Source organism: Streptococcus sp. HMSC072D07 (assembly GCF_001814835.1).
Lineage (GTDB): Bacteria > Bacillota > Bacilli > Lactobacillales > Streptococcaceae > Streptococcus.
In genome coordinates this window covers 880-25515 of the sequence record NZ_KV818070.1, presented here as the reverse complement: position 1 = coordinate 25515, position 24636 = coordinate 880, and the positions used below count along the sequence as shown (strand labels likewise).

Annotated in this window: 24 protein-coding genes and 1 pseudogene; 2 read left to right on the top strand and 23 right to left on the bottom strand. The window is 43.7% G+C overall.

What is annotated here, in order from left to right; translation table 11 throughout:
* Positions 1 to 175: 175 nt before the first annotated feature.
* From yqeH to HMPREF2991_RS07245, 4 genes are read right to left on the bottom strand one after another with little or no spacing between them, the layout of a single operon-like run.
* On the bottom strand, positions 176 to 1282 hold the full coding sequence (yqeH, locus tag HMPREF2991_RS07260) for a ribosome biogenesis GTPase YqeH (RefSeq protein ID WP_070683763.1): 1107 nt from the start codon (positions 1280 to 1282) through the stop codon (positions 176 to 178).
* Between the two features lie 2 nt (positions 1283 to 1284).
* Positions 1285 to 1812: a YqeG family HAD IIIA-type phosphatase gene (locus tag HMPREF2991_RS07255; RefSeq protein WP_070683761.1), complete on the bottom strand. Its 528-nt coding sequence runs from the start codon at positions 1810 to 1812 to the stop codon at positions 1285 to 1287.
* A gap of 14 nt (positions 1813 to 1826) precedes the next feature.
* On the bottom strand, positions 1827 to 2738 hold the full coding sequence (locus tag HMPREF2991_RS07250) for a magnesium transporter CorA family protein (protein WP_070683759.1): 912 nt from the start codon (positions 2736 to 2738) through the stop codon (positions 1827 to 1829).
* Positions 2739 to 2795: 57 nt separating this feature from the next.
* Positions 2796 to 3356 carry a mechanosensitive ion channel family protein gene (locus HMPREF2991_RS07245; protein ID WP_070683756.1) on the bottom strand — a complete coding sequence of 187 codons (561 nt, stop codon included), beginning with the start codon at positions 3354 to 3356 and terminating at the stop codon, positions 2796 to 2798.
* 149 nt (positions 3357 to 3505) lie between these two features.
* Between HMPREF2991_RS07245 and sstT the strand changes: the two genes are divergently transcribed.
* Together sstT and HMPREF2991_RS07235 are read left to right on the top strand one after the other, a co-directional pair.
* Positions 3506 to 4717, top strand: a complete 1212-nt coding sequence (gene sstT, locus HMPREF2991_RS07240) for a serine/threonine transporter SstT (RefSeq protein WP_070568032.1) — start codon at positions 3506 to 3508, stop codon at positions 4715 to 4717.
* 49 nt (positions 4718 to 4766) lie between these two features.
* A complete protein-coding gene (locus HMPREF2991_RS07235; protein WP_070568035.1) occupies positions 4767 to 5720 on the top strand; it encodes an aromatic acid exporter family protein in 954 nt (317 codons plus the stop codon).
* 196 nt (positions 5721 to 5916) lie between these two features.
* Here HMPREF2991_RS07235 and HMPREF2991_RS07230 read toward each other — a convergent pair whose 3' ends face one another.
* The 19 genes and pseudogenes from HMPREF2991_RS07230 to HMPREF2991_RS11255 all read right to left on the bottom strand — a co-directional run.
* Positions 5917 to 6387: a hypothetical protein gene (locus HMPREF2991_RS07230; protein WP_070568037.1), complete on the bottom strand. Its 471-nt coding sequence runs from the start codon at positions 6385 to 6387 to the stop codon at positions 5917 to 5919.
* 36 nt (positions 6388 to 6423) lie between these two features.
* Positions 6424 to 7305: a beta-carotene 15,15'-monooxygenase gene (locus HMPREF2991_RS07225; protein ID WP_070568040.1), complete on the bottom strand. Its 882-nt coding sequence runs from the start codon at positions 7303 to 7305 to the stop codon at positions 6424 to 6426.
* Between the two features lie 153 nt (positions 7306 to 7458).
* On the bottom strand, positions 7459 to 8130 hold the full coding sequence (locus tag HMPREF2991_RS07220) for a hypothetical protein (protein ID WP_070568043.1): 672 nt from the start codon (positions 8128 to 8130) through the stop codon (positions 7459 to 7461).
* A 39-nt stretch (positions 8131 to 8169) separates the two neighbouring features.
* Positions 8170 to 8916: a hypothetical protein gene (locus HMPREF2991_RS07215; protein ID WP_180364432.1), complete on the bottom strand. Its 747-nt coding sequence runs from the start codon at positions 8914 to 8916 to the stop codon at positions 8170 to 8172.
* 183 nt (positions 8917 to 9099) lie between these two features.
* Positions 9100 to 9584: pseudogene (locus tag HMPREF2991_RS07210) on the bottom strand (immunity protein YezG family protein).
* A 54-nt stretch (positions 9585 to 9638) separates the two neighbouring features.
* Positions 9639 to 10298: a hypothetical protein gene (locus tag HMPREF2991_RS07205; protein ID WP_070568047.1), complete on the bottom strand. Its 660-nt coding sequence runs from the start codon at positions 10296 to 10298 to the stop codon at positions 9639 to 9641.
* 45 nt (positions 10299 to 10343) lie between these two features.
* Positions 10344 to 10829, bottom strand: a complete 486-nt coding sequence (locus HMPREF2991_RS07200; RefSeq protein WP_070568048.1) for an immunity protein YezG family protein — start codon at positions 10827 to 10829, stop codon at positions 10344 to 10346.
* Between the two features lie 67 nt (positions 10830 to 10896).
* The gene (locus HMPREF2991_RS07195; protein WP_373878911.1) at positions 10897 to 11118 is read right to left on the bottom strand and encodes an accessory Sec system protein Asp5; all 222 of its coding nucleotides are present in this window, start codon (positions 11116 to 11118) and stop codon (positions 10897 to 10899) included.
* 5 nt (positions 11119 to 11123) lie between these two features.
* Positions 11124 to 11303, bottom strand: coding sequence for an accessory Sec system protein Asp4 (gene asp4 / locus HMPREF2991_RS07190; RefSeq protein ID WP_000161922.1), 180 nt, complete (start codon positions 11301 to 11303; stop codon positions 11124 to 11126).
* Positions 11296 to 12642, bottom strand: coding sequence for an accessory Sec system glycosylation chaperone GtfB (gene gtfB / locus HMPREF2991_RS07185; protein WP_070568050.1), 1347 nt, complete (start codon positions 12640 to 12642; stop codon positions 11296 to 11298). The genes asp4 and gtfB overlap by 8 nt, the downstream gene beginning before the upstream one ends.
* Positions 12626 to 14146 carry an accessory Sec system glycosyltransferase GtfA gene (gtfA, locus tag HMPREF2991_RS07180; protein ID WP_070568053.1) on the bottom strand — a complete coding sequence of 507 codons (1521 nt, stop codon included), beginning with the start codon at positions 14144 to 14146 and terminating at the stop codon, positions 12626 to 12628. The genes gtfB and gtfA overlap by 17 nt, the downstream gene beginning before the upstream one ends.
* Before the next feature lie 12 nt (positions 14147 to 14158).
* Entirely contained in the window at positions 14159 to 16531 is a 2373-nt protein-coding gene (secA2, locus tag HMPREF2991_RS07175; RefSeq protein WP_070568056.1) for an accessory Sec system translocase SecA2, read from the bottom strand.
* Complete coding sequence (gene asp3, locus HMPREF2991_RS07170) at positions 16524 to 16964, bottom strand: accessory Sec system protein Asp3 (RefSeq protein ID WP_070568059.1); 441 nt, start codon at positions 16962 to 16964, stop codon at positions 16524 to 16526. The genes secA2 and asp3 overlap by 8 nt, the downstream gene beginning before the upstream one ends.
* Positions 16961 to 18490 (bottom strand): accessory Sec system protein Asp2, encoded by a 1530-nt coding sequence (gene asp2, locus HMPREF2991_RS07165; protein ID WP_070568062.1) that lies wholly within the window; start codon positions 18488 to 18490, stop codon positions 16961 to 16963. Before asp2 ends, asp3 begins: the two co-directional genes overlap by 4 nt.
* Complete coding sequence (gene asp1 / locus HMPREF2991_RS07160; RefSeq protein WP_070568064.1) at positions 18474 to 20054, bottom strand: accessory Sec system protein Asp1; 1581 nt, start codon at positions 20052 to 20054, stop codon at positions 18474 to 18476. The genes asp2 and asp1 overlap by 17 nt, the downstream gene beginning before the upstream one ends.
* 9 nt (positions 20055 to 20063) lie before the next feature.
* Complete coding sequence (gene secY2, locus HMPREF2991_RS07155; RefSeq protein ID WP_070568066.1) at positions 20064 to 21281, bottom strand: accessory Sec system protein translocase subunit SecY2; 1218 nt, start codon at positions 21279 to 21281, stop codon at positions 20064 to 20066.
* Between the two features lie 85 nt (positions 21282 to 21366).
* The gene (locus HMPREF2991_RS07150; RefSeq protein ID WP_000751403.1) at positions 21367 to 22596 is read right to left on the bottom strand and encodes a glycosyltransferase; all 1230 of its coding nucleotides are present in this window, start codon (positions 22594 to 22596) and stop codon (positions 21367 to 21369) included.
* Between the two features lie 15 nt (positions 22597 to 22611).
* The gene (locus HMPREF2991_RS07145) at positions 22612 to 23838 is read right to left on the bottom strand and encodes a glycosyltransferase (RefSeq protein WP_070568069.1); all 1227 of its coding nucleotides are present in this window, start codon (positions 23836 to 23838) and stop codon (positions 22612 to 22614) included.
* A gap of 219 nt (positions 23839 to 24057) precedes the next feature.
* Positions 24058 to 24636 (bottom strand): LPXTG cell wall anchor domain-containing protein (locus HMPREF2991_RS11255; protein ID WP_257371946.1); only part of this gene is annotated, 579 nt, incomplete at its 5' end.

Here is a 24636-nt window from a genome sequence, read left to right as displayed (position 1 = left end):
TGAGGGACGGTCGGAACTAATTTTTCAAAGATCTCATCTTTGAAAAATGGATTTCCTGACCTCACAATTGAGCTTGGGTCTCAATTGTGCCCCTTGCCAATCAAGAGATTGGCAATCACACCACGGCAATAACTATCTTCTTATGAGCTCACTTTGTTCGCTCAGTGATTCTATTTTAAATTATTGCTTTTCGTGTGACGACGGCGACGCCTTCTGGTGCCCAGACGGCGACTTTGGCGGTGCCTGTTACGCGGATCCAGCCGAGTCCTGAGATGACTAGGTCTGTCTTGTCCTTGATGGTAAATACATGTTGGACTAGTTTTGGAAAATCTTCTTTTTCTTTGCTATTTGGTGGTGTGAGAAGAGTTCCCAGATGCTTGTCATAAAAGGCACTAGCGCCTTCTAGCTTGGTACGGTGGAGTTTGAGTTCATTGTCAAAGAAGGCTGTGAATCCTTGCTTTTCTCCTGATATGAAGTCAAAGCGTCCGAGACCACCTAGAAACAGGGTTTGTTCAGGGTTAAGCTGATAGGTTTTTGGCTTGATTTCCTTTTTAGGGCTGACATACTTGAGGTTTTTAGCCGTCAAGTAGTGGGCCATCTGGTGGCGGTGGATAATCCCCGGTGTATCGTAGATATAAGACCCGTCGTCAAGCGGGATCTCAATCTTGTCCAAGGTTGTCCCTGGGAAGCGTGACGTCGTGATGACATTCTGGTCACCTGTGATTTCTTGGATAATAGCGTTGATAAGGGTTGACTTTCCAACGTTGGTTACCCCAACTACGTAGACATCGCGGCCCTTACGATAATGCTCAATCTTATCAATGACTTCTTTGATGGCATGCTTGTTTTGGGCTGAAGTCAGGACAACATCTACTGGACGAAGCCCTTCTTCGTGGGCACGTTCCATGAGCCACTGACTAATCTTGCTTGGCTTAACTGACTTGGGCAGGATATCTTTTTTATTTCCCACCAAGAGGACATCATTGCCCGATACAAAACGTGGTAAGCCTGGGATGACAGAGCCATTAAAGTCAAAGATATCAATGACATTGACCACCAAGGCATCACTGTCTCCCACCTCGTGCAAGAGTTTGAGAAAATCATCGTCTGTCAACTGGACATCCGTGATTTCATTGTAGTGACGGAGACGGAAACAACGTTGGCAATAGACTTCGCCAGTCTCCAAACCTTTTTCAAGTGCCGACTGGGGGGTAAAGCCAAGTCCAGCCTTGTCTGTCGTCTGAATGGTTGCTCCACATCCAATACAGAGAATTTCTTCCATAGTTAAATTCCTTTTTTATATGTAATCGGTCCGTACTTTTCAGTGATTTTTCGTATGACACGGCGCTCGCGAGCTCGGTTAATCTGCGTTTTGATGGAGTCGTGTTGGACCAAGGGTTTGACTAAAATCGAGCGAATGCCTGCACGGTGGGCTGCTCGTATATCTGTCATAAGCTGGTCTCCTACCATAACCACTTCACTTTTCTCATAGTGGAATTCCTTCATGGCACGGTCAATCCCAAATGTGAAGGGTTTCAAGGCCCAATAAACGTAATCAATTCCAAATTTCTCAACTGCTCGTTGAACCCGTTTTTTGGTATTATTTGAGACCACGATGATGCGAATACCTGCATCTCGAAGGTCATGTAGCCACTGTTTCATCTCTGGCGTCCCATCAGGGTTGTTCCAAGCAATGAGGGTATTGTCCAAATCAACCAAAACAGCCTTGATACCATGCGCTTGCAGGCTTGGGACTGTCAGATCATAGACTGCTTCCACAGCAAAATCTGGCATATAGTTTTCAATCGCCATCCTGGCTCCTTTTCTTAACTTTTTTTCGCAATTTTTCTCAAAATCAATGATAAAACCAGCCATAAGACCGCACTAGCCAAGCTGATGTAGACCCAAGCATAGGGCTCGTCTGTGAAGGGGAGGGGAACATTCATCCCGAAAAAACCCGTCACTACTGCCAAGACTGCTAGTAAAACTGAAATAATGGTCAAGGTTGTCAAGTTATCATTCAGGTTATTATTCAAAATGTTGTTGTAAGAGGCTGATAGTTGCTGCAGAACTTGAGAAATCAAATCGGTCATCGAAACCAGCTGATGAGCCTCAATCATGGCATCATCAAACTGTTCTCTCTCAACTTCGTTAAATCTGCGATAAAGGGCATGTCCTTGGATATGTTCTAGCAACATGCGATTCTGCTTGGCAGCCGCTGTCAGATAGACCATACCAGTCTCCAAGTCGGAAAGGGCAAAAAGATTTTTTTTAGTTGTTTTTTGACGAAGAAGTGCACTGATTTCATCCTTACTTTTATCCATTTCTTCAATCACTGGATAATAAGCATTGCTAATAATCTCTAAACTGGCAAAAAGAAATTTGTAGATTGAAACAACTTCATGGCTTTCAAGGTAGGTTGCCATACGTTTAATCACATAACTATTCTTATGATTGCTAATTGTGATTAGCCGTTGTTTTTCAACGATAAAGGTCATCGGAATTGCTTCATAATATTCTTTATCTTTTTCTAAGTCAAGAACATTATAAATGAAGGTTACCGTTCCCGTTTCACGGTGATAGTCCATGTGGGCACGCTCATTTCTATCCAGAGCATACTCGATAGTTTCCTTGTCCAATCCATAGACATCCGAAAGGTCTTCCATGTTTTTAATCTTGTCCACATCAAGGTCTATCCATGTACAATCGTGACCTAATTTTTTCTCTACAAATAGCATACTCTCTCCTTTACCAAACTCCTTCTATTGTACCACAAATCTGCTAAAATAGCCGGTCTATTCAGTACGAGATAGATTGCTGACGACGGTGATATTACGATTGGGAACAAAGTGAAGGGCTTGATCGTCACCTCGCAGTTGCGTTGTACGGATCCCTACGCTAACGACCTTGCCAGAAACGGTAATCGGTCCATTTGTGAGAACCACCTCGTCGCCCACATCAAGCTGGCGTTCAAAAAGAATGAAGAAGCCATTGATGACATCGGATAGAAAGCCTTGCGCCCCCATACCAATAGCCACCCCAGCAATCCCCGCACCGGCAAGGAGGCTAGAAACTGGCAAACCTAAAATAGAGAGGATACAGTAGAGCAGAAAGAAATAAAGAATGTAGTTAAAGACATTCTCCAGCAAACGAGAAATGGTCTTTTGTCTCCCTGCATCTCGATTTGAAAATTTAAGTGAGGGCTTGACAATCTTTCGGACAGTCGTATGAAGCATCTTTTTAACTATATAAAATAGTAAAAACAAAATCAAAAGAGAAATCACCTTGGTCAAGAGATTCTCGAAAATAGTTGTTAAGTCAAGTCTATCAAAATAGCGTTGAAAAAAATCTTGCATATAAAACTCCTTTTTCCTATTATACCATAAAATCGTCCTTCTCTTTTCTTTCATAATTATTCAATTATCGGCCCTTTTTTCAAAATATCACTTGCCTCTATAGCATATTTATACTATAATTATAAACAATACATTTGAAGGAGACTGCTATGAAACGAATCATTAGAGCCTGGACCAAGGCAAGCCTCATCAAACGAATCCTTATTGGAATGATTTTTGGAGCGACATTGGGGATGCTCTTTCCAAACCTTACAGGAATTGGTCTGCTTGGAGATCTCTTTGTAGGCGGACTGAAAGCTAGCGCTCCTATTCTAGTTTTTGCTCTTGTTGCCAATGCCCTTTCCCAGCACCAAAAGGGGCAAAACACCAATATGAAGACGGTTATTTTCCTATACTTGCTTGGAACCTTTGCTGCTGCATTGATGGCCGTTCTAGCTAGTTTCTTACTACCTGTTCAAATCACCCTGACCAGTGCAAATACAGAAGTTGCTGCTCCTGACGGTATCGGTCAAGTCCTCAGCAACCTCTTGCTCAAACTGGTGGACAATCCCTTGAATGCCATTGTTGAGGCCAATTATATCGGAATTCTCTCTTGGGCAGTCGTCTTTGGTCTGGCTATGAGAGAGGCAAGTAAACATAGTAAAGAATTGCTGAAAACCATGGCGGATGTCACCTCTAAAATCGTGGAATGGATTATCAATCTAGCACCCTTTGGGATTTTAGGCTTGGTGTTTAAGACCATCTCTGACAAGGGCATTGCCAGTCTGGCTAACTACGGTGTCCTCCTAGGACTCTTGATTGCTACCATGGCCTTTGTTGCTCTCATCGTCAACCCGCTCATCGCCTTTCTCTTTATGAGGAAAAATCCCTATCCCCTTGTTTTGAAATGCCTACGTGTTAGTGGCATTACAGCTTTTTTCACTCGTAGCTCTGCTGCAAATATCCCTGTCAATATGAAACTCTGCCAAGACTTGGGACTGAATCCTGACACCTACTCTGTCTCCATCCCGCTTGGTTCGACCATCAATATGGCTGGCGCTGCCGTTACCATTAACATCCTGACCCTGGCTGCGGTCAATACACTCGGAATCTCGGTAGACTTTGGGACAGCATTTGTGCTCAGTGTCGTGGCTGCCATTTCTGCCTGTGGGGCCTCTGGGATCGCTGGGGGATCCCTTCTCCTTATTCCTGTCGCTTGTAGCCTCTTTGGGATTTCCAACGACTTGGCTATGCAGGTTGTCGGAGTCGGTTTTGTGATCGGTGTCGTTCAAGACTCCTGCGAAACAGCCCTGAACTCTTCAACAGATGTCCTCTTTACAGCGGTTGCCGAGTATGCTACAAACCGAAAACTTCGCCCCTAGTCTCTGACTCCTCGTTAAATACTTGATTCTATTAGTTTAGGAAATTTTCATGTCCCTCACTCAACGTACGACCAAACTGGTCTTAGCGACCTGTCTCGCTTGTTTTCTCGCTTATTTTTTAGATTTATCATCAGCAGTTTCAGCTGGAATTATCGCTCTCTTAAGCCTCTCCGACACGCGCAGAAGCACGCTGAAATTAGCACGTAACCGCCTCTTTTCTATGCTCCTAGCGCTCGCTATCGGTGTTCTAGCCTTTCAGCTGACGGGCTTTCACATTTGGAGTCTGGGCCTCTATCTGGCTCTCTATGTCCCTCTTTCTTACAAAATGGGCTGGGAAATCGGCATCACCCCTAGCAGTGTCTTGGTCGGTCATCTCTTGGTACAGGAATCTACTTCTCCAGCTCTCTTGCTCAATGAAGTGCTCCTCTTTCTCATCGGGACAAGCTTTGCTCTATTGGTCAACCTTTATATGCCCTCTCGTGAGAAAGCCATCCAAAGCTACCACCTTCAGGTCGAGGAAAAGTTAAAAGACATCCTGCTTCGCTTTAAATACTATCTGTCAAGAGGAGACGGGCGCAATCAAGCCCAACTCGTTGACCAATTAGACAAGCTCCTCGATGAAGCTCTCAAACTGGTCTACCTGGATCACTCGGATCACCTCTTTCACCAGACGGACTACCACATCCACTACTTTGAGATGAGACAGCAACAAAGTCGTATCCTGCGAAATATGGCCCAGCAGATCAATACCTGTCATCTGGCCGCAAGTGAGAGTTTGATCTTGGCCCAGCTCTTTTCTAAGATTGCTGCCCAGCTAAGCCAGACCAATCCTGCTCATGACCTACTTGATGACATCGAACGCTATCTGCAAGTCTTCCGCAATCGGAGTCTCCCTAAAACACGTGAGGAGTTTGAAACCCGTGCCACCCTCTTGCAGCTACTACGCGAAGCCGAAACCTTTATCCAAGTCAAGGTCGATTTTTACCAGAAATATGGAAACTAGAACGCAAAGAACCTCAGAGGAAGTCCTCTGAGGTTCTTTTGTTTTGGATTTGGGAGGACAGCTTGTTTGACCATTCTCCTTTGAATCATCAAGATAGGGATATTTTCTGGAAAACATGAATCCCTAACACGGCTAGCCATACTTAAAAAATCACATACTATTTCATCAGTAAGATTAACTTTCGTAACAATCCAAGCTAGAAGACTTTATACTTTTCTCCCGCATAACCGCAAGGGATATAGCCTGCTTGATATAAAGCATACAAATCATCATAAAATGTTGACTCAGCTTGGGGAACCTCTTTTTTAATGGTCAGGTACCTAGCTATGCCAATGATATCAAATAGAATCTGATCTTTCATGGATGCTACCAGTTTACCTTCCCCGATCAAGTTATCTAATCGTGCTTCAATTTCAGGAATTATTTCCTCTTTTGCGCTAATTCCCAGTGAGTTCCAGTGCTTATAAATGTCACTCTGGTTTTTAAAAAGATAGACACTAAAATCACCATCTTTCTCTAATACAAAATTCTCCCATTTTAAACTATTAATATTCTTCTCCGCTTCTTGCAGTTTCTTTATCTGTTTGATGGGAACAGTCGTTTCTCTGCTTTTCTTTAAAAAGGGGAGTGAAATCAAACTTTTAATAACGTCATCATTTATTTTCATAAATAACCTCTATTTTATATAGGAAAACCGATTTCCTCACATTGTCTCTTCCTGCAACTGTCCACTTTCAACTAGCTTTTTATAGTATCGTTTGCTATACCATTCTCGGTCTGATATCTTTAAATAAACCTTATACTCTTCTGGGTATTTGTGGATATAGTAGGCTTGAAAGATATGGACATTGAACATAAAGGCGATAAAATGAGCTCCAATAACAAACCAAATCGGCAAAAACAAGCCTAAAATGTAGAAATACCACTGAAGAGGGACTTGATACAGCAGATGATAGACCAGCGAAACTGGAAAGAGAACTGCCGTGGTTCCAGCGAGAATTCTGACTAGCTGCTTGAGGATTGACTTTTCCTCTTGATCATTTAGTCTGCGCTTGAGATTCTGGATACTATTGAGAATAATCCAGAAAAAGAGAGCCATACCTATCCCAAGCTCAAGCCAGAAGCCCAGCCATGTATAAGCATCATAGGCCACTGCACTGGCAAAGTACAGTCCTGATATGAAAGCGCAAATGGACATGGCAAAGTAGAAGGGAAAGTAGGTCCAAAGCTGGCTAGTCAAACGTTTTTTGGGCCAAAAAACAAGCACCATTCCTAGATAGGATATCACATATACCGTCAGATTAAAGGGCTTTAGAAAGCTACTCATGTTATGAATCAGCAGTCCTGCTTCCAGAGAAATGATATGAACATCGCTATCTACACTGATAAACTCTGGTATCCCGATTAATACGCCATAGATCAGAATCCCTGAAAAGCAAAATCCAAGAATAATCACTGTAAAGAGGCGGTTGATGATGCCCATATGAATGGGGTTGGGCATCCCTGCGGTCAGAGCAAAATCCCCCTGGGTCACAATTCGCTTACTTCTTTCAAAGTCTGCACCGAAAATACGGATGTCTTTCATTTTTCATCTCCAAATTTCATCTGGCAAAACGCCGTATATCCTTGATAATCTTCCATTTGAGGAGGCCATCACATAGCAACTATCGTAGCAGCTACACCTCGCTTCGTTAAAGATACAGCACTCACTTTCTGGGATTTGACTGTTCTCTAACACCTAGTTACACGTTTCGCTCTCCGGTTCTTTCTTGAACAAGATTTTCCCTTGGCTGTAGAGCTTCATAATCTTTACAAAACGAACGGGATTGTTTTGGTTGTACAACAAAAAGAGCACGAAAAACATTATACCTGCTCCCCAAAAATCATAGCCGCGTTCGATCAGTTGCCCAAATTTTTGAGTACAGTCGTAAAAAACATACAAAAGATAGATAACAAAGGCAAGTATGATGTAACGAGTGATTCGATAGATCGTAGCAGATGCCTCAGCTGGATCAAAGTGTTCGTCCCTTACCATCAAATTATGTGACACTGCATAGTAAAAGACCTTCTCCGTTGTTGGCTGAGCCTTGCGCACATTTTTATAAAGTCCTCGCTCAAGAATTGCGGTAAACAATAGAAACTCAGCCAGCCACAATAGTAACACATAGCTCAAACTGGTCCAATTATAGACACCAATATCCAAGGCTGAAAGGAGGCCATAGAGACCAGGTCCACCTGCCATCAGAAAAATAACCATTTCAGGAATGTAAGCATTGGTCTTATAAGCACCTTCCGTATTGAGTAAAACACTCTTTGGAGCAGCCAAGGCCTCCCCAGTCTTTTGGTCATAGTAAACCGCCTGACCATCGCATTCTCCGATAAAAACCCGACGACGTCTCAGAAAAAACATACTCTACCTCTTTCTATCTCATTCTTTCAAAAAAAGATCTTAGTCCTTCTGCACTTCCTTGATAACAAATTCTTCATCCGTCCCCATACTCACTTCCAGATAGACATCTGGATTGTCATCCGCTCGGCAGATGAGGCTCAGTTTTCTAGCATAAAAGCGGTCCAGGATATCAAATATTCTGGGTAAATTGTTTTGGTTATAAAGAACAAATGTCAAGCCTAATAAAAGTCCTGTTAGGATAATCTTGATAATCTCTCCTCCGATGGGAGTGCCCAACCTCTCTTGGTAATTCCAAATAAAATTATAGGCATAGAAAAATCCAACCAAGGGAACCAGAGAAAGCAATGCTCTTATCCAGCGTGTAGCGTTGCGACTATCTTTTTCACTCATCTCTGCCTCAGCTTCCTTTGTTTCCTCTGACTTTTCCATAAGCGCCAGACAAATAGTTTGAGTAGTCACCTGAGCCCTGTTGACATTTCGATACAAGGCGCGTTCAACAAGGATGGTGATGAAAGCAAACTGCCCTAACCAAATGAGAAGAACACTCCAGAAGGTAGACATGGTATAGGTTCCTTGTATAAACAAGCGGAAGAAGGAAATCAACCCACTACCACTTGATAAGAAGAGAACTACCAATAGGGGGATATGGCGATTCATCCTACTAGACTTTTCTGTATCCAAGAGCTTGCTCTTTGGTGCCTCCAAAAGTTCGTGGGTTTTGCGATCATAATAGATTGCTTTATCATAGTATTGGTTAAAAAATATCCGACGTCTTCCTAAAAACATCTCTTTCTCTTTCTAGTTTCTTTCAGGAAAAGGCGCACATTTCTGACCTTTCCCTTTTGACTTGTATGAAATCAGTCTCTTATCCCATAGATAAACTGTCCTACTAGTATACCATAAACCCTATGACTAGCGTTTGGAAAACAATAAAAGACCACCTCGAGGGTGGCCGTTTATCAGTTCAAACTATTTTACATTAAGTTCCTTCTGGAAGGCTTCCATAGCTTTGAACTGTTCTAGTTCTTTTTCGTTAGCCGGCTGCTTGCCAAGGTATTTGTATTCAAAAAAATCCATTTGTTGGCCTGAGGTAAACCCACTCTCGAACCAAGGTGCGTAGTCAAATGTAGCAGTCAATTTTGCACCAATAATCTTTATAACACATGTTGTCCATAAAGCCTGCTCTTCATTTTTAAAGATTTCTCTCAATTCCCAAGCTAATTTGAAGGTGCGTCTTTCATTTTCTCTAAATTCTGAATTAGGCAACTTATACTTCTTGGGAATAAAAAGATTATAAATATAGTCACTTTTTCCTTCTTCGTTGAAGAAATAGTAGACTTCTCCACCATCAAAAGTCAGGGTAATATTAATAAAAAGATTTTCCAAGCTACAGGTATAGTCTTATGGACACTCTGAGCAATTTCCATCACTTTCTCATTAATCTGTTTTTCCATATGTTCCTCCGGTTTGGTTTATACATTTAAGGACAAGCATGGGATCTAGACTTCCTAATCCGCCTTGAGTTTTTCTTTACAATAATCAACGATATATTCATTAATCCATTTACTCTTATTTTGGAAGTCTCCGAAATCTCGTTTTGCGATCAAGCCTTCTGCCATTTGAAGTGCTTCTTGGTATTGTTCCCGGTGGATCATTAAAAGCATCCCTATTAGATCATAGCCGGCAATCCTTGGTCCATTCTCAACTGTGTAAGCATAAAAATCTTCAAAACTTGCGAACCCACTAATTAGTTTTATGACTTCTTCATGCACTTCTGAGAGCCCCTCGAAAACCTTGGTTTCAACCTTTTCTAAGTCAAGATTCTCCATCGTCCAGTCTTCTCTAACTACCTTATAGGGTAATGATAAGTCATGAACCGTAAAGGCTCCTACTGCTCGAAGACTCATGGGTTCCTGCGAATTGCTCGCCATATCAAAAACTTCCCAAAAGATATCATCAAAAATATATGGCTTGATATAAGGACGAATGATTAGGCGAAACTTATTATCGGGGAAATTAATATCAATCATGTAATGTACGAAATAGTCTCCTACCTTATCAAAAACATTTTTACTTCTTGATTTAAATTTCAATCGCTTGGCAGCATTACGAACTGCTTGTTTAAGATCTTTTTCCAGTTGTTGATCTATTTTTGAAAATTTCACCATTGAATTACCTCACTAATCTGATTTTATTCTTCTTATCCAAGCAAACTATTTCCCATTATGTTCCTTCTGGAAGGCTTCCATAGCTTTGAACTGTTCTAGTTCTTTTTCGTTTCTTGGTTCAAATCCTAGAAATTGATATCTGAAAAAGTTCATTCGAGCAGTTGGTCCAAAATTACTTTTCAACCATGGAGCGTAGTCATATTCTACTGAAAGCTTGTTATTTTCATCCAAATGGATGATACAAATATACCAATCTGCCAAGTCATTTTCAATAAACACTCTTTTCAGATCTTCTGATTTTTTAAATAAAACCTTGTTTTCGCTTAAAACATCCATCATCGATAGACCAAAATCTTCTGGCATTTCAAGATGGTAATGATAGTGATTTTTACATTTAAAATAAAAATATGCTTCACCACTATAGGTCTTGTCCATCTCGATTACAATATACAAATCATCCCACTCAACTGGAATCATATCGTTGGCTTGATGCACAATTTCGATAATTTTTTCATTTATTTGTTTTTCCATTTTATCCTCCGGTTAGATGTATTTTCCCCGTCTCTAGTATCCTTTATCTGTGAATGGTACCGTGTTCTTACTGATAGGTCACCAACATAAAAACGAGGAGCAAGACAAACAAGGCTAGGCTAATCAAGAGGGTCACCATTTTTACCAAGCGGTTGTTCTGCCAGTAGACTGGTTTTCCGATATTGCTGGTCGCATCCATGGAAAAGAGTTGGCTTTGGCGAGGTTGGATGAGAACCAGGACAACCAAGGCGACGGCTAGGATTATGCCTATAATCATCAAAACTTCCATCATTTTCACCTCAAGATTCCTAATAATGTAAAGATCAGGGTAAGAAGGATGAGCAAGCCGAGTAAAATGGAGAAGATTTTACTGATCTTTTCTCCTCGGCTAGGCTTTTCTTTCTTAAGCGCTCCTTGCTTTAACTCTTCCATGCGTCCTTCGACATCCTTGTAAAATAAATCTTTTTTAGTCATGTCCTTCCTCTATTATCCTTTCCATCCTCTCTTGGTAAGTAGCCAAGTCCACATAGTTGGCATGACGACCTTGATGTTCAAGGGCTTGGCCCATCTTGTCAAGACTGCTGAGAGCTTCTTGAATCTTCGCAATCATGTCTCCAACAGCCTGCACATCAAAGAGGTGTTCTGGAGCTGTGTAAGATCTGTTATGAGCTGTCTGATCAAAGGCTAGGATGAGCATATTGTGCTCGAAGGCTTGACGGACAGCATCCAAAAGCTCGTTTCCGTAATTGATGTCTAGATAGAGGTCAGACAGCTGATAGAGTTCTCGAATCTTTTGCGGACTGGCGTTTTGATAGAGAACGACATTGGGATAGGAAAGCAAGGTCAGCAACTTGGACGACATTTCAGTCACTGCCGCGATTCGGAAGGTCACCATTTGCAAGGATTCAATCAGGGTTTCGATATGCTCGATCTGATCTGAGTTGGTAACGATCAAGGCATCTGGTCGAACGAAGTTTTCTCTTTTGAACTGATAATGATAACCTAGATGGACAAACTTGTCATGATAGGCTGGGTTGGTCAAGGCCAAGGCCTTTTCATAGGTAGCCTTGTCTGGTATGAGGATCTGCTTGGCTCTCAGCCCCTCTTGCTCCAAGAGCAGCTGCATATTCCCAGGAAGACAATCATCTAGCGGTTCTTGCCAAACTAAGATATCCTGTCCAGTCTTGTCTGGATAATGGTATGAGACCAAGAAAGAGGTGGCGAGTGTGTTAAAGAGAAGGTGGCGAGTGTCGATTCCCAAGTCTTGCAAAAAGAAGATCGTGAACTCCACTCGATTTTTAAAATGGCGCAGGGCTTGTCCGGGCAAGGTTAGGAGGATATCGCCTGTCACATGGTTTTCTAGTACAATTTCCTGTCCCTTTGCATCCTGGTACTTGGTCAGGATAGCCTGTCCATCTGCACTATAGGTGGTCTTGGCAAAGCAGGCTCCGTATCGGTTATAGTGGTCTGCTTGGTAGATGCGACCGGATAGGTCCTTCCAGTCGACTTGCTTGACCAGACGGGCCTGAGGAGCATCCACATAGCGAATCACGCCCCTCTCCCGAGAATCCTCTAGGATATGCGCCGACTGGTTATTGCCCGCAATCTCCCAAAACTCAGGTACGGCTACTTGGTTGAAATAAAGAGCTTTTCCCAACTCGTAACCTAAATAGTAGGTAAAGGGAGAAAGAATCCCATCTGGGAGAAAGCCATCTGGCTCGATCACAACCGTGACATAGGACAGACCAGCAACTTCTAGACTTTCATGTAAATCTCGGCTTTCCTGGCCATATTGATCAAATAGTTGAATCATGCAGGACCTCCTCTATCGTTTTCTTCCACTTGTCCCTTACCTTATCTGTTAAAAATTCTCTCGCTAGGTCATAAGATGCTGTTCGCATAGCTGGCAAATGATTTTCCTGATAGAGCTGGCAGATCTTTTCCGCGAAGGCCCTTTTAATTTCCATTTCAACATGGTCATCCGAACTTGGAATCAAGTAGCCATTTTGACCGTCCTGGATAAAGGTCTGGTTGCCATAAGGCACATTAAAACCAATCAGGGGCAAGCCTGAACCAACTGCCTCCATCAAGGTCAGACCAAAGCCTTCACTGGTTGAGGCTGTCAGATAGACCTCGTACTGGGGATAGATCTGAGCCAGGTCTGCATGCCCTTTGAGCTGGATATAGTTCTCCGCTTGGTGAGCCATGATGATTTCCCTTAAAAGGGACTCTTCACCCCCACTGCCATAAATGTCAAGGGTAAGCTCTGGAAGGACTTGATTTGCTTGGATAACCGCCTTGACGAGCCAGTCGATGTGTTTTTCCTTGGCCAAACGCGAAGCAGTAATGAGAGAAAAGGGCTTGCGTTCCCTAGCAGGCTCCGTCAGCTGATCAATGCTCCCAACTGGAATCGTGACGATTCGTGGACGATGCTGACTGTACTGGGCAAATTGACCTTCGAGAACTTCCTTCTGCCGATCCGTAGACACGATAAAGCAATCGACCTTGTCCGCATTTGTAAACTGATACTCATAGTAGTTGTTCCAAAGGAGATAGTCTTCGTTACTAGCATTTTCACTATAGTGCTCTGCGTGGACGACAACTGCTAGATGGGCCTTCTGTGCTTCTTCAAAAACAGCCTGACCAATCCCTGTTTCCCTGTCCAAGATGACCAGATCAGACTTGCTCAAGTTCAAACTTTGCATAAAATAGCGCATAAGAGCTGGCTTTCCGTACAGAATCCGGTCCTTAAATCGATAGACCTCTTCCTGTCCTTCAGTCAGCAAGATATCGTAAGCGGTGCTGCCATCTTCATTGAAAAAGCTTCGTTGATAGAGTCTAGCCACTTGGTCTTTGGGCGCGAAATATTCTGTACAGTAGCGTGTGTAGGAGAAATAATCCTTGCGAATCAAGTTCCCCCCAAATACATACTCTGCATGTTGTACTAGATTCTTAGCCGAGTCTACCAAGTAGCAGGTCACAAACTTGTCCTCGTCAGAAAAGTAGACACGCAAAATCTTGCCATCCTGCTCCCTATGACTCTCAAGGCCACCGAAAGAGGCTAAGACCTCATCAACTGTAACACTGGTCGGTGCTAGCCTGATATCTGTAAAATGATTGTAAAGCCAGATTACCTGATCATCCGCAAAGCCGATATTGGCCGTTAAATGCTGAATATTGTCCGCTAAAATCAAGTCTGTAAAGATAAACTTAGATGCTAGGTCTAAACTTCTAAAAATCCCTGCTCGGTAGGCCTGGGCATATTCGACACCGCTGCTCGCCCAACCGATTCCTAGATTTATATTGTAAATTGTCATATGATCCTCTTTTTATGGAAAATGGGTGAGAATCTCACCTTTGGGCGTTACTTCCACAATCCCCATGAGAAGATTGCGTACCATATCTGTACGGATTTGTTGCTTCATGGTTTCAAAGCCAGCATAGGCCTCCTGATAGTACTCCACGATAGGGTTCTTTTGAGAAGCAGACTGGCTCCCGATTGCTAGACTGAGCTGTTGCAGGTAGTCGACTTGCTCAACCCAGTTGTCATCAATAGCCTTGAGCATAGATATTCTCAGAAAAGAATCATAGAGCTGGTGAGATTGAAGAAGTTCCTTTTTAGCCGCGATTTCCTTGGCTATTATTTCCTCTATCAACTCCCGAATCTGATCTGCATCAGCTAAATCCAAATCAGCTGGTAATTCTCTCATCCCAAAGCTAATATTGGTCACGATGAAGTGAAAGAGCTCTTGGGGGCTACTATAGGCTTTTTCTGAGATTTGTTTGGTATAGTCTGCCAATATATCCTCAAGGATATGCTCTAAATCACGGCTCCCATCCAGCAAACGATCTCTTTCTTTGTAGACCATTTGGCGCTGGATATTGACACTTTCCGCATACTCTAAGGTTTGTCTGCGCGCTGAGCGACTGGCACTATCACTAGCCTCTTGGGCTTTTCTGACGAGGTTGCGGTACTTGCGAGCCTTAAGTAGGATGGGTTTGCTAATATCTTCCACTTGGTAGTCTTGATACAGGTCGTGAACCCAAGACGGTCCAAACTTTTTGATCACATCATCTTCAAGCGACACGAAAAATTGAGACATTCCTGGATCACCCTGGCGGCCAGAACGACCTCTGATTTGCAGGTCAATCCGTCGGCTCTCCATCCGCTCGGTACCAATCACAATCAGACCACCCAATTCTGCGACTCCTGGACCGAGTTTGATATCTGTCCCTCGACCTGCCATAGAAGTCGCAACGGTTACTGTCCCTATCTGTCCAGACTCTGCGATGATTTGGGCTTCACGCGCCGCATGATTGGCATTGAGGACATTGTGGGAAATCCCCTCTCGCAAGAGCAAGGATGAGTATAGCTGGGACATTTCAACAGAACCGACAAAGATCAGGAGTGGATTGCCTTTGGCGTGGTAGGTCTTGATAGCTTCGAGAGAGGCATAGACTTTCTCAGGGAGGGTCACATAGAGATTGTCCGGATGGTCTATTCGCCTAAGTGGGCGATTGGTTGGGATGCGAATGACAGCCATATTGTAGGTTTCGAAAAACTCTTTTTCTGCAACCTTTCCCGTTCCTGTCATACCTGAGATTTTGCGAAACATTTTAAAGAGACTCTGGTAGGTGATTGAAGCCATGGCTCTGGTTTCAGGAGAAAGCTTCACATGTTCCTTGGCTTCGATGGCTTGATGGAGACCGCCTTGAAGCTTGGTCATTTCCATCAAGCGCCCTGTTCCCTTGTCTAACAAGACCATTTCTTGCCCTCGAACCAGGTAGTCCTTGTCCTTGGTAAAGAGCGTATGAGCTCTGAGAGCATAGACTAGATGCCGAACATAACTGGCGTACTCTTCCTTGTAGAGATGATCGATTCCTAGGAATCCTTCAACCGTCTGGGCCCCCTTTCGGGTCAACCAAACTTGGTCTTTTTCTTCCTTGTAGATGTAGTCTTCTCCGTCAACCAAGGTCGTCACTAGGGTATCAATCATCCCATAATAGTTAGACTGGACGCGGGGAGAACCTGCGATAATCAAGGGAGTTTGGGCACTATCGAGTAGAATGTCATCGATTTCATCGATGATAACATAGTTAAAGGGAGGCAGGAATTTCCCCTCACGAGTTGAGGCAAGATTGTCGTTGAGATAGTCAAAGCCCAGGACACTATTGGTCGTGTAGACGATGTCTGAGGTGTAGATCTTTCTTTTCTCTTCGGCAGTCAAGTCCTCTTTTGGATCCTCTGAAAAGGGCAGACCGACAGTTAGACCTAAAAATTGGTAAACTGGGCCCATTTCGCTTGCATCCCGTCTAGCCAGATAGTCATTGGTCGTGACCAGCATGCTGCCTTTTCCCGTTAGGGCATTGAGGTAGAGGGGCATGGTTGCAGTCAAGGTCTTGCCTTCACCCGTATTCATCTCAGCCACATTTCCTTGGTGGATCACAATGGCTCCCATGACTTGCACATCATAGGGAAAGAGACCCAAGACCCGTTTATCGGCCTCACGAACAAGGGCATAGGCTTCTACCAATAGCTCATCCAAGGTTGCTCCCTGAGCAAGGCGCTGGCGAAACTCCTCTGTCTTTGTAGCCATTTCCTCATCACGGAGAGCTGCCATCTCTTCTTTGAGGGCGTTGATTTGGCTTAAAAGTTTCTTGACCTTTCTCAGTTGTCTTTCTTGATACAAACGATTAAACAACAGCATCCTCCTTAATAGAAAACGAAACAAAGTCAAGAGCCTCAAAACCTGCACTAATCAAGGAAAGGCGATAGGTGTAGGCCGTTTCAGGATAGGTGAAGCTAAAGGAAAATTGTCTTTCAATCTTCTCCTCGATAATTTCTTCATAACGGTTTAAAAAGGTCAGTTTGAGATAGAGGCCATTGGCCGGTTGAACCTGCATCTTCATAGATAGACGGTAGATGTAATTTTTCTTGAGAAGAGGGAGGCTAGGTTGACTTCTAGTAGCCTGGTAGTTGACACTAGAATACCAGGTTTTAAGGGTTTCACCTGAAGCCAGCAAAGGGTTTTTCAGTGTAACATGACCGTCCGCATGATGGGTGATCTGGCTCCCGTAAAGATAAGTGGCTCCCATCTCGCCCCACCTAATATCCTCTCTCTTGATGATAATCATGTCTCACCTCTTCCGTATTCTTCTAGTATCATCTTGTAAAAATGAATAAACCAGGCAACGTTTGTTCCTGTATCATCATTGTGTCGACCTGCTGTCCCTTTGGACAAAATCTTAGCTCCTGTCTGGCAAAGAGTCTCCACTAGCTGGTCATAGGCACCACTATCCATATCCTCGTCCTTCATGTAAGAAAGACCAAAGGTCGTCTGGGAAAAATCAGCTTGTTCAAATCGGGTCCAAAAACGTTGATCCAAGTCCTTCATGTCTTTCTGACTCACTCCTCCAGTCTGAAGGTGCAAGACATCAAAGCTAGTTGGAAAGACTCCTGGCGCCTCTAGTCGGCCCCGCTGTGCGATGGTTCCTAGATTGGTCAAGGGTTTTCCGACTACAATCCCCTTGGGTTCAAAGTAGGCTCCGTAGTAGAGGGCTGGGAAGGTTCCCATTGACAGCCCAGATAGGATCAAGTCACTTCTATCCAAGCCTAGATAGTCCAGATAGTGTTGGATTGTTGCTTGTATGCTGTCTTCCAACTCCCCAGTTCCTAGGTAAAAGGCTCCTCCTTCTAATCGAGGGTCCGAAAAGAGGAGAAAGGGGCATTGGAGATTCTTCATCATCCAGTAACCCTCAAAACCTTCCGCCGGACGATAACCTGAGAAATAGACCGCTAGAGGTGGCTTGAAATCCCCTGGGTGAAAGAAATAGTTGATTTCCTCACGTTTTTTGTCATGCAGGATATTGCCTCCGAGAACAAATTTTCCAAACTGTTTCCGGCTCCAGCGTTGGTGGAGATTGCCGATGTTGACCTTCCCTTGACCACGCGCTTCAAGAGAAATGCTCAGATAAGCATCATAGTCTTGCTCCACTATGATTGCTGAGGCAAAGTCTGCTTCCTCAAAGAGAATGTCCTGTCTAATCTCTGAAACGGATCCTGCTGGGATTTTTCGCAAACGCAAGCGCAAGTCCACTGGTCCACTCTTTTCATATTCGAGCCAGAGTTCGATTGGCGAATGGGCTTGGACAGACTGATTATAGGCCCAAGAGACTAGCTGGGTATAGGTCTTGCCAAAGTCTCCTTCCAGCTCCAGATATTCAAATCCTTGATAAGAGATAGAGCCTTGGAAACTCGGGTGAATCCGTATCGTAGCTGGACTCAGCTTGTCCCCATAACCACCTTCAAAGAGAGAGGTGGAGAGGTCTCGAACAAAGCCCTGTCGGTCTGACAGGTCCATCGCTTGCATGCAGTGCTGTTTGATGAGGTTCTGAATGTTTTTATCCTGACTTGTAAACTGTTCTGGATAGAAAACCGTATAGGGTTCCAAGCTAGATGCAAAAGGCAACAAATCTACTAGATAAGCCCCATCCGTGAGAATGACAGCATGAAAGTGATCTAGATCATTCTCATCCATGATTTCCTGGATGGCAGACGGTGTGTTGGGAGGAACATGATACCAGTCTAGTTGGGCTGGTAGGGCAAGTGCATCTCGCCAATCCTCTGGACCGATTTGCAAGATCTTATATTTCTTTTCCATGAGTCACCTCCTCCAACCACTTTTCTAGCTTGATCAGGAATTGCTCCCCAGTGTGTTCCTTTATCTTTTCGATGGAATGGATCAGAGAATCATTCCACACCTGCAGGCTATCGAGATAGTAATGGGCAGCTTGAGCAAAATCGGCAGTATTTTCCAACAGATAGCCATTCTTCTGATGGCTGACATACTCTGTTTTGACCCTATTGATTTGAGGGATACCAGCACTAATCCCCGCGATCTGAGTATAAAGAAGAGGCTGACTGTTCAAATCGACAATCAAACGAACAAATTCCAGCTGCTTGATTAACTCCGATTCATCCTTCATATTGACAAACGAATAGCGCTTGCTCTGATGGCGATTGTCCTCAAGCGGATTTTCAGCTCCTTGGTAATCAACTTCCTTCTCCAGTTCCTGGTCTTGAAACTGCTCTGCAACCATCTCAGAAACACGTATTTCCAGCTGTTTCATTTCTTCTTGACTAGCAGCAAAGGCTCCAAAGACCAACTCCGTATCCTTGTTTTCAGAAAGGAAATGCAAGACCTGATAGAGCGCTTGGGCCTCTATCCCCTGCTCAAAGTCCAGTTGATAGTAGAGGATTGACTCCTTCCGAGTCTGACTCTTTCCCAGCTCCAAGCGGGTATCGAAAGGCGATAAATGACGAAACTTCGTTGCTTGTTCTGGAAAGACAGACTGAGCCAAGCGCAAGGTGTCCTCTCTGTCGACTAGAACAAGATCCACCTTATCCAGCAGACCTGCCAACTGAGGTAATTGCTCTTGAGGATTTCGTCCGATAAAAAGACTGAGAACCTTGGTGGTTTGGTGAGGCAATCGAGCTAAAAGGAAAGCATTGTGCTGGTCACATGCAGGCAGAAAATAGGTCGCTCCTTCCTCAGGGAGTTGAGCTATTTTCTTCTCAAAAAACTCCGCAATCAAATCTCCCATATCTCGGTAAGCCTTTTTTTGGAAGCGAAAAGCAAAGATAGGATTGACCTCGATACGGCCCCCATCTTGCAAATACTCTCTAAACTGCCACAGTCCCTTGGGATTGAGGTAGTCTTGGTAGAGAGCCTGACCATCTTCGTAGTAAATGACACTGGAGACAAACCCCCGATCATCCATCAGGTAGTTGGCGGACAAGAGCCCATTTTCCTTGAAATACTGAATCGTACTGATGAAACCTTCTATCCCATGCTCCACCTGAGCATAGGGCTTGCCATTCTTCAGCACCAGAATAGTAAAGGGACTGTAAACAAACTCGCAGTCCTCTTCCCACTCAATATCTCTGACCTGCAAGACCTGTGATCGAATCTCGTGAAAATCCTGTAATTCATCAAAAAGGGAATCGACCTGTACTTCTAAAATACCTTGGCGATGGAGAAAATAGCGAAGATGAGGCTGATAGGACAAAAGGAGGATCTGTGCAGGAATCCCTTGGTGTTGCATCAGACGAATCTGATTGAAGGTGTCATCAAATTCTAGCTTAAAATGAGAAAAATACCAGGGTGTCAAATCAGCATGCCAGGGACGCTCCTTGCCATACCAAGCTGGGATAAAGTAATACATCAAAACCTCCTAGAATAGTGGCCGATACCTTTCATTTAGTCGGAGCGCCTGCAGTTCATCGTGAATCGTAAACAACATACCACTCAAAATTAAAAAGAGTCCAGGAATCATGCTGACTTTTAACAGACTCTCATCCTTCAAGACAAACAAGATCGGAAGTCCAGCCAAGGTAACGTTAAAGACTGCACCTATCAGAGCAAATCGCAGAACCAAGCGATTAATAAAGCGACTGGTATCCTCACCAGGATAGACCCCGTAGATGTAATCTCCTGATTCCTTCATCCGATCTGCGATCTGTTGACCACTCACATTGATAAAGGCAAAGGCAATGCTAAAGACAAAGAGGATCAGGATATAAGCGTAGATCCACAAGGGTTTCCCCATCGCATACTGCTCCAGTATGGCAGGGTAGAGCGGATTGCCCTTATCCAGATGTTGAAGCAAGATCAAGAGATAAGAAGGCAAGCCCATGAGACTCATCACATACATATAAGGCATGCCACCTGCAGGATTGAGCATGATTTCCAGATAGGAATAGCGTTTAAAGCGAGAATGAAGCCCGATTTTATTGATAGGGATGCGGTATCTAGCTCTGAAAAAGAGAACGACGAGATAGGTAAAGAGGACACCAAGCACTACCAATAGGAAAAGCAGCCGAGGAGATATCTTATGAACTTGGACCGATTGGATGATGTCCTGAGGGAGTGAAGCCACCATACTCGCCAATAAAATAACGATTGGGCCTCCAACTCCGATAGACGCATTGATGTCTGACAGCCAAACTAAGAAGAAGGTCCCCGCAACCAAAAGGCTGGTATTGAGGAGAAAGACCAAGAAGGGATTGTAGGGAGCTTGGACAGGGAGGTTTGTAGTCAAGGCCAAGGCCTGAATCAAGGCAATCCCTAACGTCAAGTACATTTTCCGTCTATCCTGAACTTCCGAAGAAACTGAGTTTAAGCCCAGTTTCTTTGAAAAGGAAAACATCTGCCACAAGATCATAGCTGACATCCAAGGTGAAAGCCCGATGGAAAAGAGAGAGAGGCTGCGAAGATTTCCACCAGTCAGGGCTACTGAAAAGTCCAGATAGGCTGCGCTTCCTCCGAGAAAATCCCGACTATTGAGATCAACAAAAGGAAGAGCCAGACGACTCCCGAGCACATAAATAAAGAGCAAAAACAGGGTGCGCATCCCTTTTTTTACCGCTATTGATGAACGAAATTCTTTCACTAGCTCCTCCTTTTCATTTTATCTTTCTGTCCTGTCACACGAGGCCAATCCAGCCTTTTTATCTTAGCACATTCAAATCTCTATCTCAGTTTTCATGAGTTTTCTCGTTCAGATAAGCCTTCAAAGTAGCCACCATTTCTTCTGGTCTTTCTGCTGAGAAAATACCTGCATAGGCACTTTCAGGCAGTTCCCGCGACTGGGTATTGTCAAAAGTCAAGATTGGTTTCTCAAAGCGTGAAATATAGTCATAAACAACACTCAACTTGTCATCGTGGTTAATATCAAGGTAGACATCTGCCTGCTGGATCAGTTTCTCAACCAAGAGGGGAAAGGTGTTGGGATAGAGAGTCACATTTTCAAAACGTGACAAGAGCATGAGTTCCGGTGCCATCGTCGTATAGGCTGCAATGTAGAAATGCACCTCTGGCAAGGCTTGAACCAGATAGTCGATTTTCTCAAGATGCCAGGAGTTAGTCAAATTAACACAAGACATAGCTGGCTGATAGACTGTGACTGGATAGTCAATTCCAGCCTGACGCCATTTTTCAGTAATGACCGACCACTCCATCAGATGATAGTACCACCAAACCTCACGCAAACGCCCAACCGAATGAGTGTTCCAAGGTTTGTCTTGAGAAAGGAAATGCAAGATGGCTGGCAGGGGCTCTAGGGGAATCTGGAAGATGAACTCATGTCCATGTGAGGCAGCCCCACTATCAAAACCAATCTGGAAATTATAGTTCTGATCCAGAGGAGCATAGCTGTCATGAAAGAGCATATTGAGGATGGACTGGTCTCCTTCACTCACATGTTGGTGTTCCCGCTCCGTCAACTCAACTAGCTCTTGTCTCACAGATTCTGCCCGCCATTTTTTGTTATTGATCAAGAGTACACCTGCATTAAAACCAACCCCAACTCCAAAACAAGATGGCGCGGCAGCCAGGTAGTTTTCTCCTAAGTCCATTTCAAAGAGAGCCGTCAAATCAGCTGTCACTACCAAATCACTGTCCAAGTAAAGAACCTTGTCCTCTTCGACAAAATCAGGAATAAAGTAACGGGCAAAGGTCATATGATTGATATGGGGCAGTTTGTTGCTCCAGTTCATCTGAAACTGGGCGCCAAGCATCTTGACATCCACTAATTCACCGCCCATTTGCTCTACTATCGGTCTGAGAGCGCGGAACCACTCCTGAGGAATATCCTGATTAAAGATATAGACCTTGACATGGCTATTATGGTAGCAGAGAGACTTGAGCGCTGTTTCAATCTGGCGAATATAGGCATAATCTCCTGCGAGAACAATTGTTTTTTTCATTTAGTTTCCTTCAGTTTACAACGACTGCTTCTTTGATTCCAAAAGCGTGCGGATAGACTCGATCATTTGATCTACGGCTGCTGGTGAGTATACGTGACTGTAACCACTCGAGTCATGACTAGTGGTTTCAAAAGCAAATATAGGGATTTCTCTTTGCTGCACCTCTTGGATAATGTTTGCAATTTCATCCTCATGATTGATATCCAAGTAAAAGTCAATCTTTTCCAAGACTTTTTTGACATTCATGGGATTAAAGTAAGGATAGAGTCGTACATTCAGATACGATTGCAAGTTCATGATTTCCGGCGCAAAATTGGTATGAGCTAGGATAGAGAACTCTACATCGGGCAATTCTTGGATCAGGTGTTCGATTTGCTCTATGTGACACGTATTGGTAAAAATAGCGGTCGCATACTGGGGAGCTTGAACTAAAGATGCCAATCCTTTATGGAAATCACATTTTTTCATGACAATATCAGACCACTCTAGTCCGTAGTAAAACCACCAGTCCTCCCTAAAACGGTTGAGGTTGATTTGGTACCAAGGCTTGTCCCCTGTATAATGGATAATCTGGGCTGTCTTCTCAGTAGCAAGAGAATCCCTATACCAAGAATCCATCTGATAATTTCGAGCCACTGTATCCATACCAACCATAAAATTATAGGTAGCTGGCAGCGATTTCCAACGACCTTCAAACAGGTGATTTAACACGCCCTGATCGCCAAAAACTTGATCATGCAGTTGGTCTGTCAAGCTCAACAAGTGCTCCGTCACCTTTTCTTGACGCCAGAGAGCCACATTAATCAGCAAGACACCTGCATTAAAAGTGCTAGGAACTAGCGCATCTGCGACAGCAGCTACTGGCCAGTCTGCCATATCTTCTAAAAAGAGTTGATCTAGGTTTGATCTAACGATAATATCCGAATCTAGATACAAGGCTAGATCTTCGCTAACAAACTGAGGAATAAAATAACGAAAGAAAGTTGCATAACTTAAGTGAGCTAGTGGCAAACTATACTCTTTCAAACCTTGATGACTAATCTTGACATTGACGATTTTTGAGGCTATAGGTTCTAAACGTCTCTCCATGAGCTGAAACCATTCAGATGGCAAATCATCATTGAAAACATAAAAAGTCACTGCTCGATTATGGGCGCAGATTGACTTGATTGTTGTCTCAATCTTGTCCATATAAGCATTATCACCACCGAGTACAATGGCTTTTTGAAGCTCTTTTTTCATTTCGTCCCCTTTTCTTTTCACATTCTTTTGGCTACTTTTCTTCTACTATAATTCTGATTTTTTCGATGATTATCTCACCTTCCTATTATACCTTTTCCCCTAGTTTATTTCAAACTCAAAAGAGGATTTTCCCCTTCTCGCATATAGAAAAAACCTTTGAAAAATCATGTTTTCAAAGGTTTTCCATTTCACTATTTATTCATTGATTTTTATATCTTATCAATGACTTTCTTGATCGTCATTCTGACTCTTCTTGGCAAGAAGGCCGATACCTGTCACAGCTGTCAATGCTCCCAATAAAGCAGATGCTACCGAAGTCGACGCTCCTGTATTTGGCAAGACTTGTTTCGGCTTGCTTGAAGCGGATTGACCTTGGCTTGCAATGCTGGCCATTGAGAGAGAGGTGCTTGTTGAAGTAGATACCAGAGCACTTGCTGACGCAGATCTACTAATAGAATCTGAAGTCGAAAGACTAGTGCTAATCGACGTTGACTCGCTCGCTGACATGCTTGCTGAAACCGAAGCACTTTCTAGAATCGATTCGCTGGCTAACATGCTAGCTGAGAGTGATGCGCTCGTTGAAGTAGATTCGCTCACTGATGTACTTGCTGAGATCGAAGCACTTTCCAATGCTAACTCGGCTGCTAGCATACTTGCAGAAGTTGAAGTACTTGTTGAAGCGGATTCGCTGGCGCTCACTGACACAGATTGGCTTGAGCTTACAGATGCTGACTCACTGGCGCTAGCTGAAGCTGATTGACTTGAGCTTGCTGATGCGGATTGACTCAAGCTTACAGA

Excerpts from the sequence above, each read along its gene's own strand:
- yqeH (WP_070683763.1), bottom strand. The coding sequence starts at position 1,282 with ATGGAAGAAATTCTCTGTATTGGATGTGGAGCAACCATTCAGACGACA.
- HMPREF2991_RS07255 (WP_070683761.1), bottom strand. The coding sequence starts at position 1,812 with ATGGCGATTGAAAACTATATGCCAGATTTTGCTGTGGAAGCAGTCTAT.
- HMPREF2991_RS07250 (WP_070683759.1), bottom strand. The coding sequence starts at position 2,738 with ATGCTATTTGTAGAGAAAAAATTAGGTCACGATTGTACATGGATAGAC.
- HMPREF2991_RS07245 (WP_070683756.1), bottom strand. The coding sequence starts at position 3,356 with ATGCAAGATTTTTTTCAACGCTATTTTGATAGACTTGACTTAACAACT.
- sstT (WP_070568032.1), top strand. The coding sequence starts at position 3,506 with ATGAAACGAATCATTAGAGCCTGGACCAAGGCAAGCCTCATCAAACGA.
- HMPREF2991_RS07235 (WP_070568035.1), top strand. The coding sequence starts at position 4,767 with ATGTCCCTCACTCAACGTACGACCAAACTGGTCTTAGCGACCTGTCTC.
- HMPREF2991_RS07230 (WP_070568037.1), bottom strand. The coding sequence starts at position 6,387 with ATGAAAATAAATGATGACGTTATTAAAAGTTTGATTTCACTCCCCTTT.
- HMPREF2991_RS07225 (WP_070568040.1), bottom strand. The coding sequence starts at position 7,305 with ATGAAAGACATCCGTATTTTCGGTGCAGACTTTGAAAGAAGTAAGCGA.
- HMPREF2991_RS07220 (WP_070568043.1), bottom strand. The coding sequence starts at position 8,130 with ATGTTTTTTCTGAGACGTCGTCGGGTTTTTATCGGAGAATGCGATGGT.
- HMPREF2991_RS07215 (WP_180364432.1), bottom strand. The coding sequence starts at position 8,916 with ATGTTTTTAGGAAGACGTCGGATATTTTTTAACCAATACTATGATAAA.
- HMPREF2991_RS07205 (WP_070568047.1), bottom strand. The coding sequence starts at position 10,298 with ATGGTGAAATTTTCAAAAATAGATCAACAACTGGAAAAAGATCTTAAA.
- HMPREF2991_RS07200 (WP_070568048.1), bottom strand. The coding sequence starts at position 10,829 with ATGGAAAAACAAATAAATGAAAAAATTATCGAAATTGTGCATCAAGCC.
- HMPREF2991_RS07195 (WP_373878911.1), bottom strand. The coding sequence starts at position 11,118 with ATGGAAGTTTTGATGATTATAGGCATAATCCTAGCCGTCGCCTTGGTT.
- asp4 (WP_000161922.1), bottom strand. The coding sequence starts at position 11,303 with ATGACTAAAAAAGATTTATTTTACAAGGATGTCGAAGGACGCATGGAA.
- gtfB (WP_070568050.1), bottom strand. The coding sequence starts at position 12,642 with ATGATTCAACTATTTGATCAATATGGCCAGGAAAGCCGAGATTTACAT.
- gtfA (WP_070568053.1), bottom strand. The coding sequence starts at position 14,146 with ATGACAATTTACAATATAAATCTAGGAATCGGTTGGGCGAGCAGCGGT.
- asp3 (WP_070568059.1), bottom strand. The coding sequence starts at position 16,964 with ATGATTATCATCAAGAGAGAGGATATTAGGTGGGGCGAGATGGGAGCC.
- asp2 (WP_070568062.1), bottom strand. The coding sequence starts at position 18,490 with ATGGAAAAGAAATATAAGATCTTGCAAATCGGTCCAGAGGATTGGCGA.
- asp1 (WP_070568064.1), bottom strand. The coding sequence starts at position 20,054 with ATGTATTACTTTATCCCAGCTTGGTATGGCAAGGAGCGTCCCTGGCAT.
- HMPREF2991_RS07150 (WP_000751403.1), bottom strand. The coding sequence starts at position 22,596 with ATGAAAAAAACAATTGTTCTCGCAGGAGATTATGCCTATATTCGCCAG.
- HMPREF2991_RS07145 (WP_070568069.1), bottom strand. The coding sequence starts at position 23,838 with ATGAAAAAAGAGCTTCAAAAAGCCATTGTACTCGGTGGTGATAATGCT.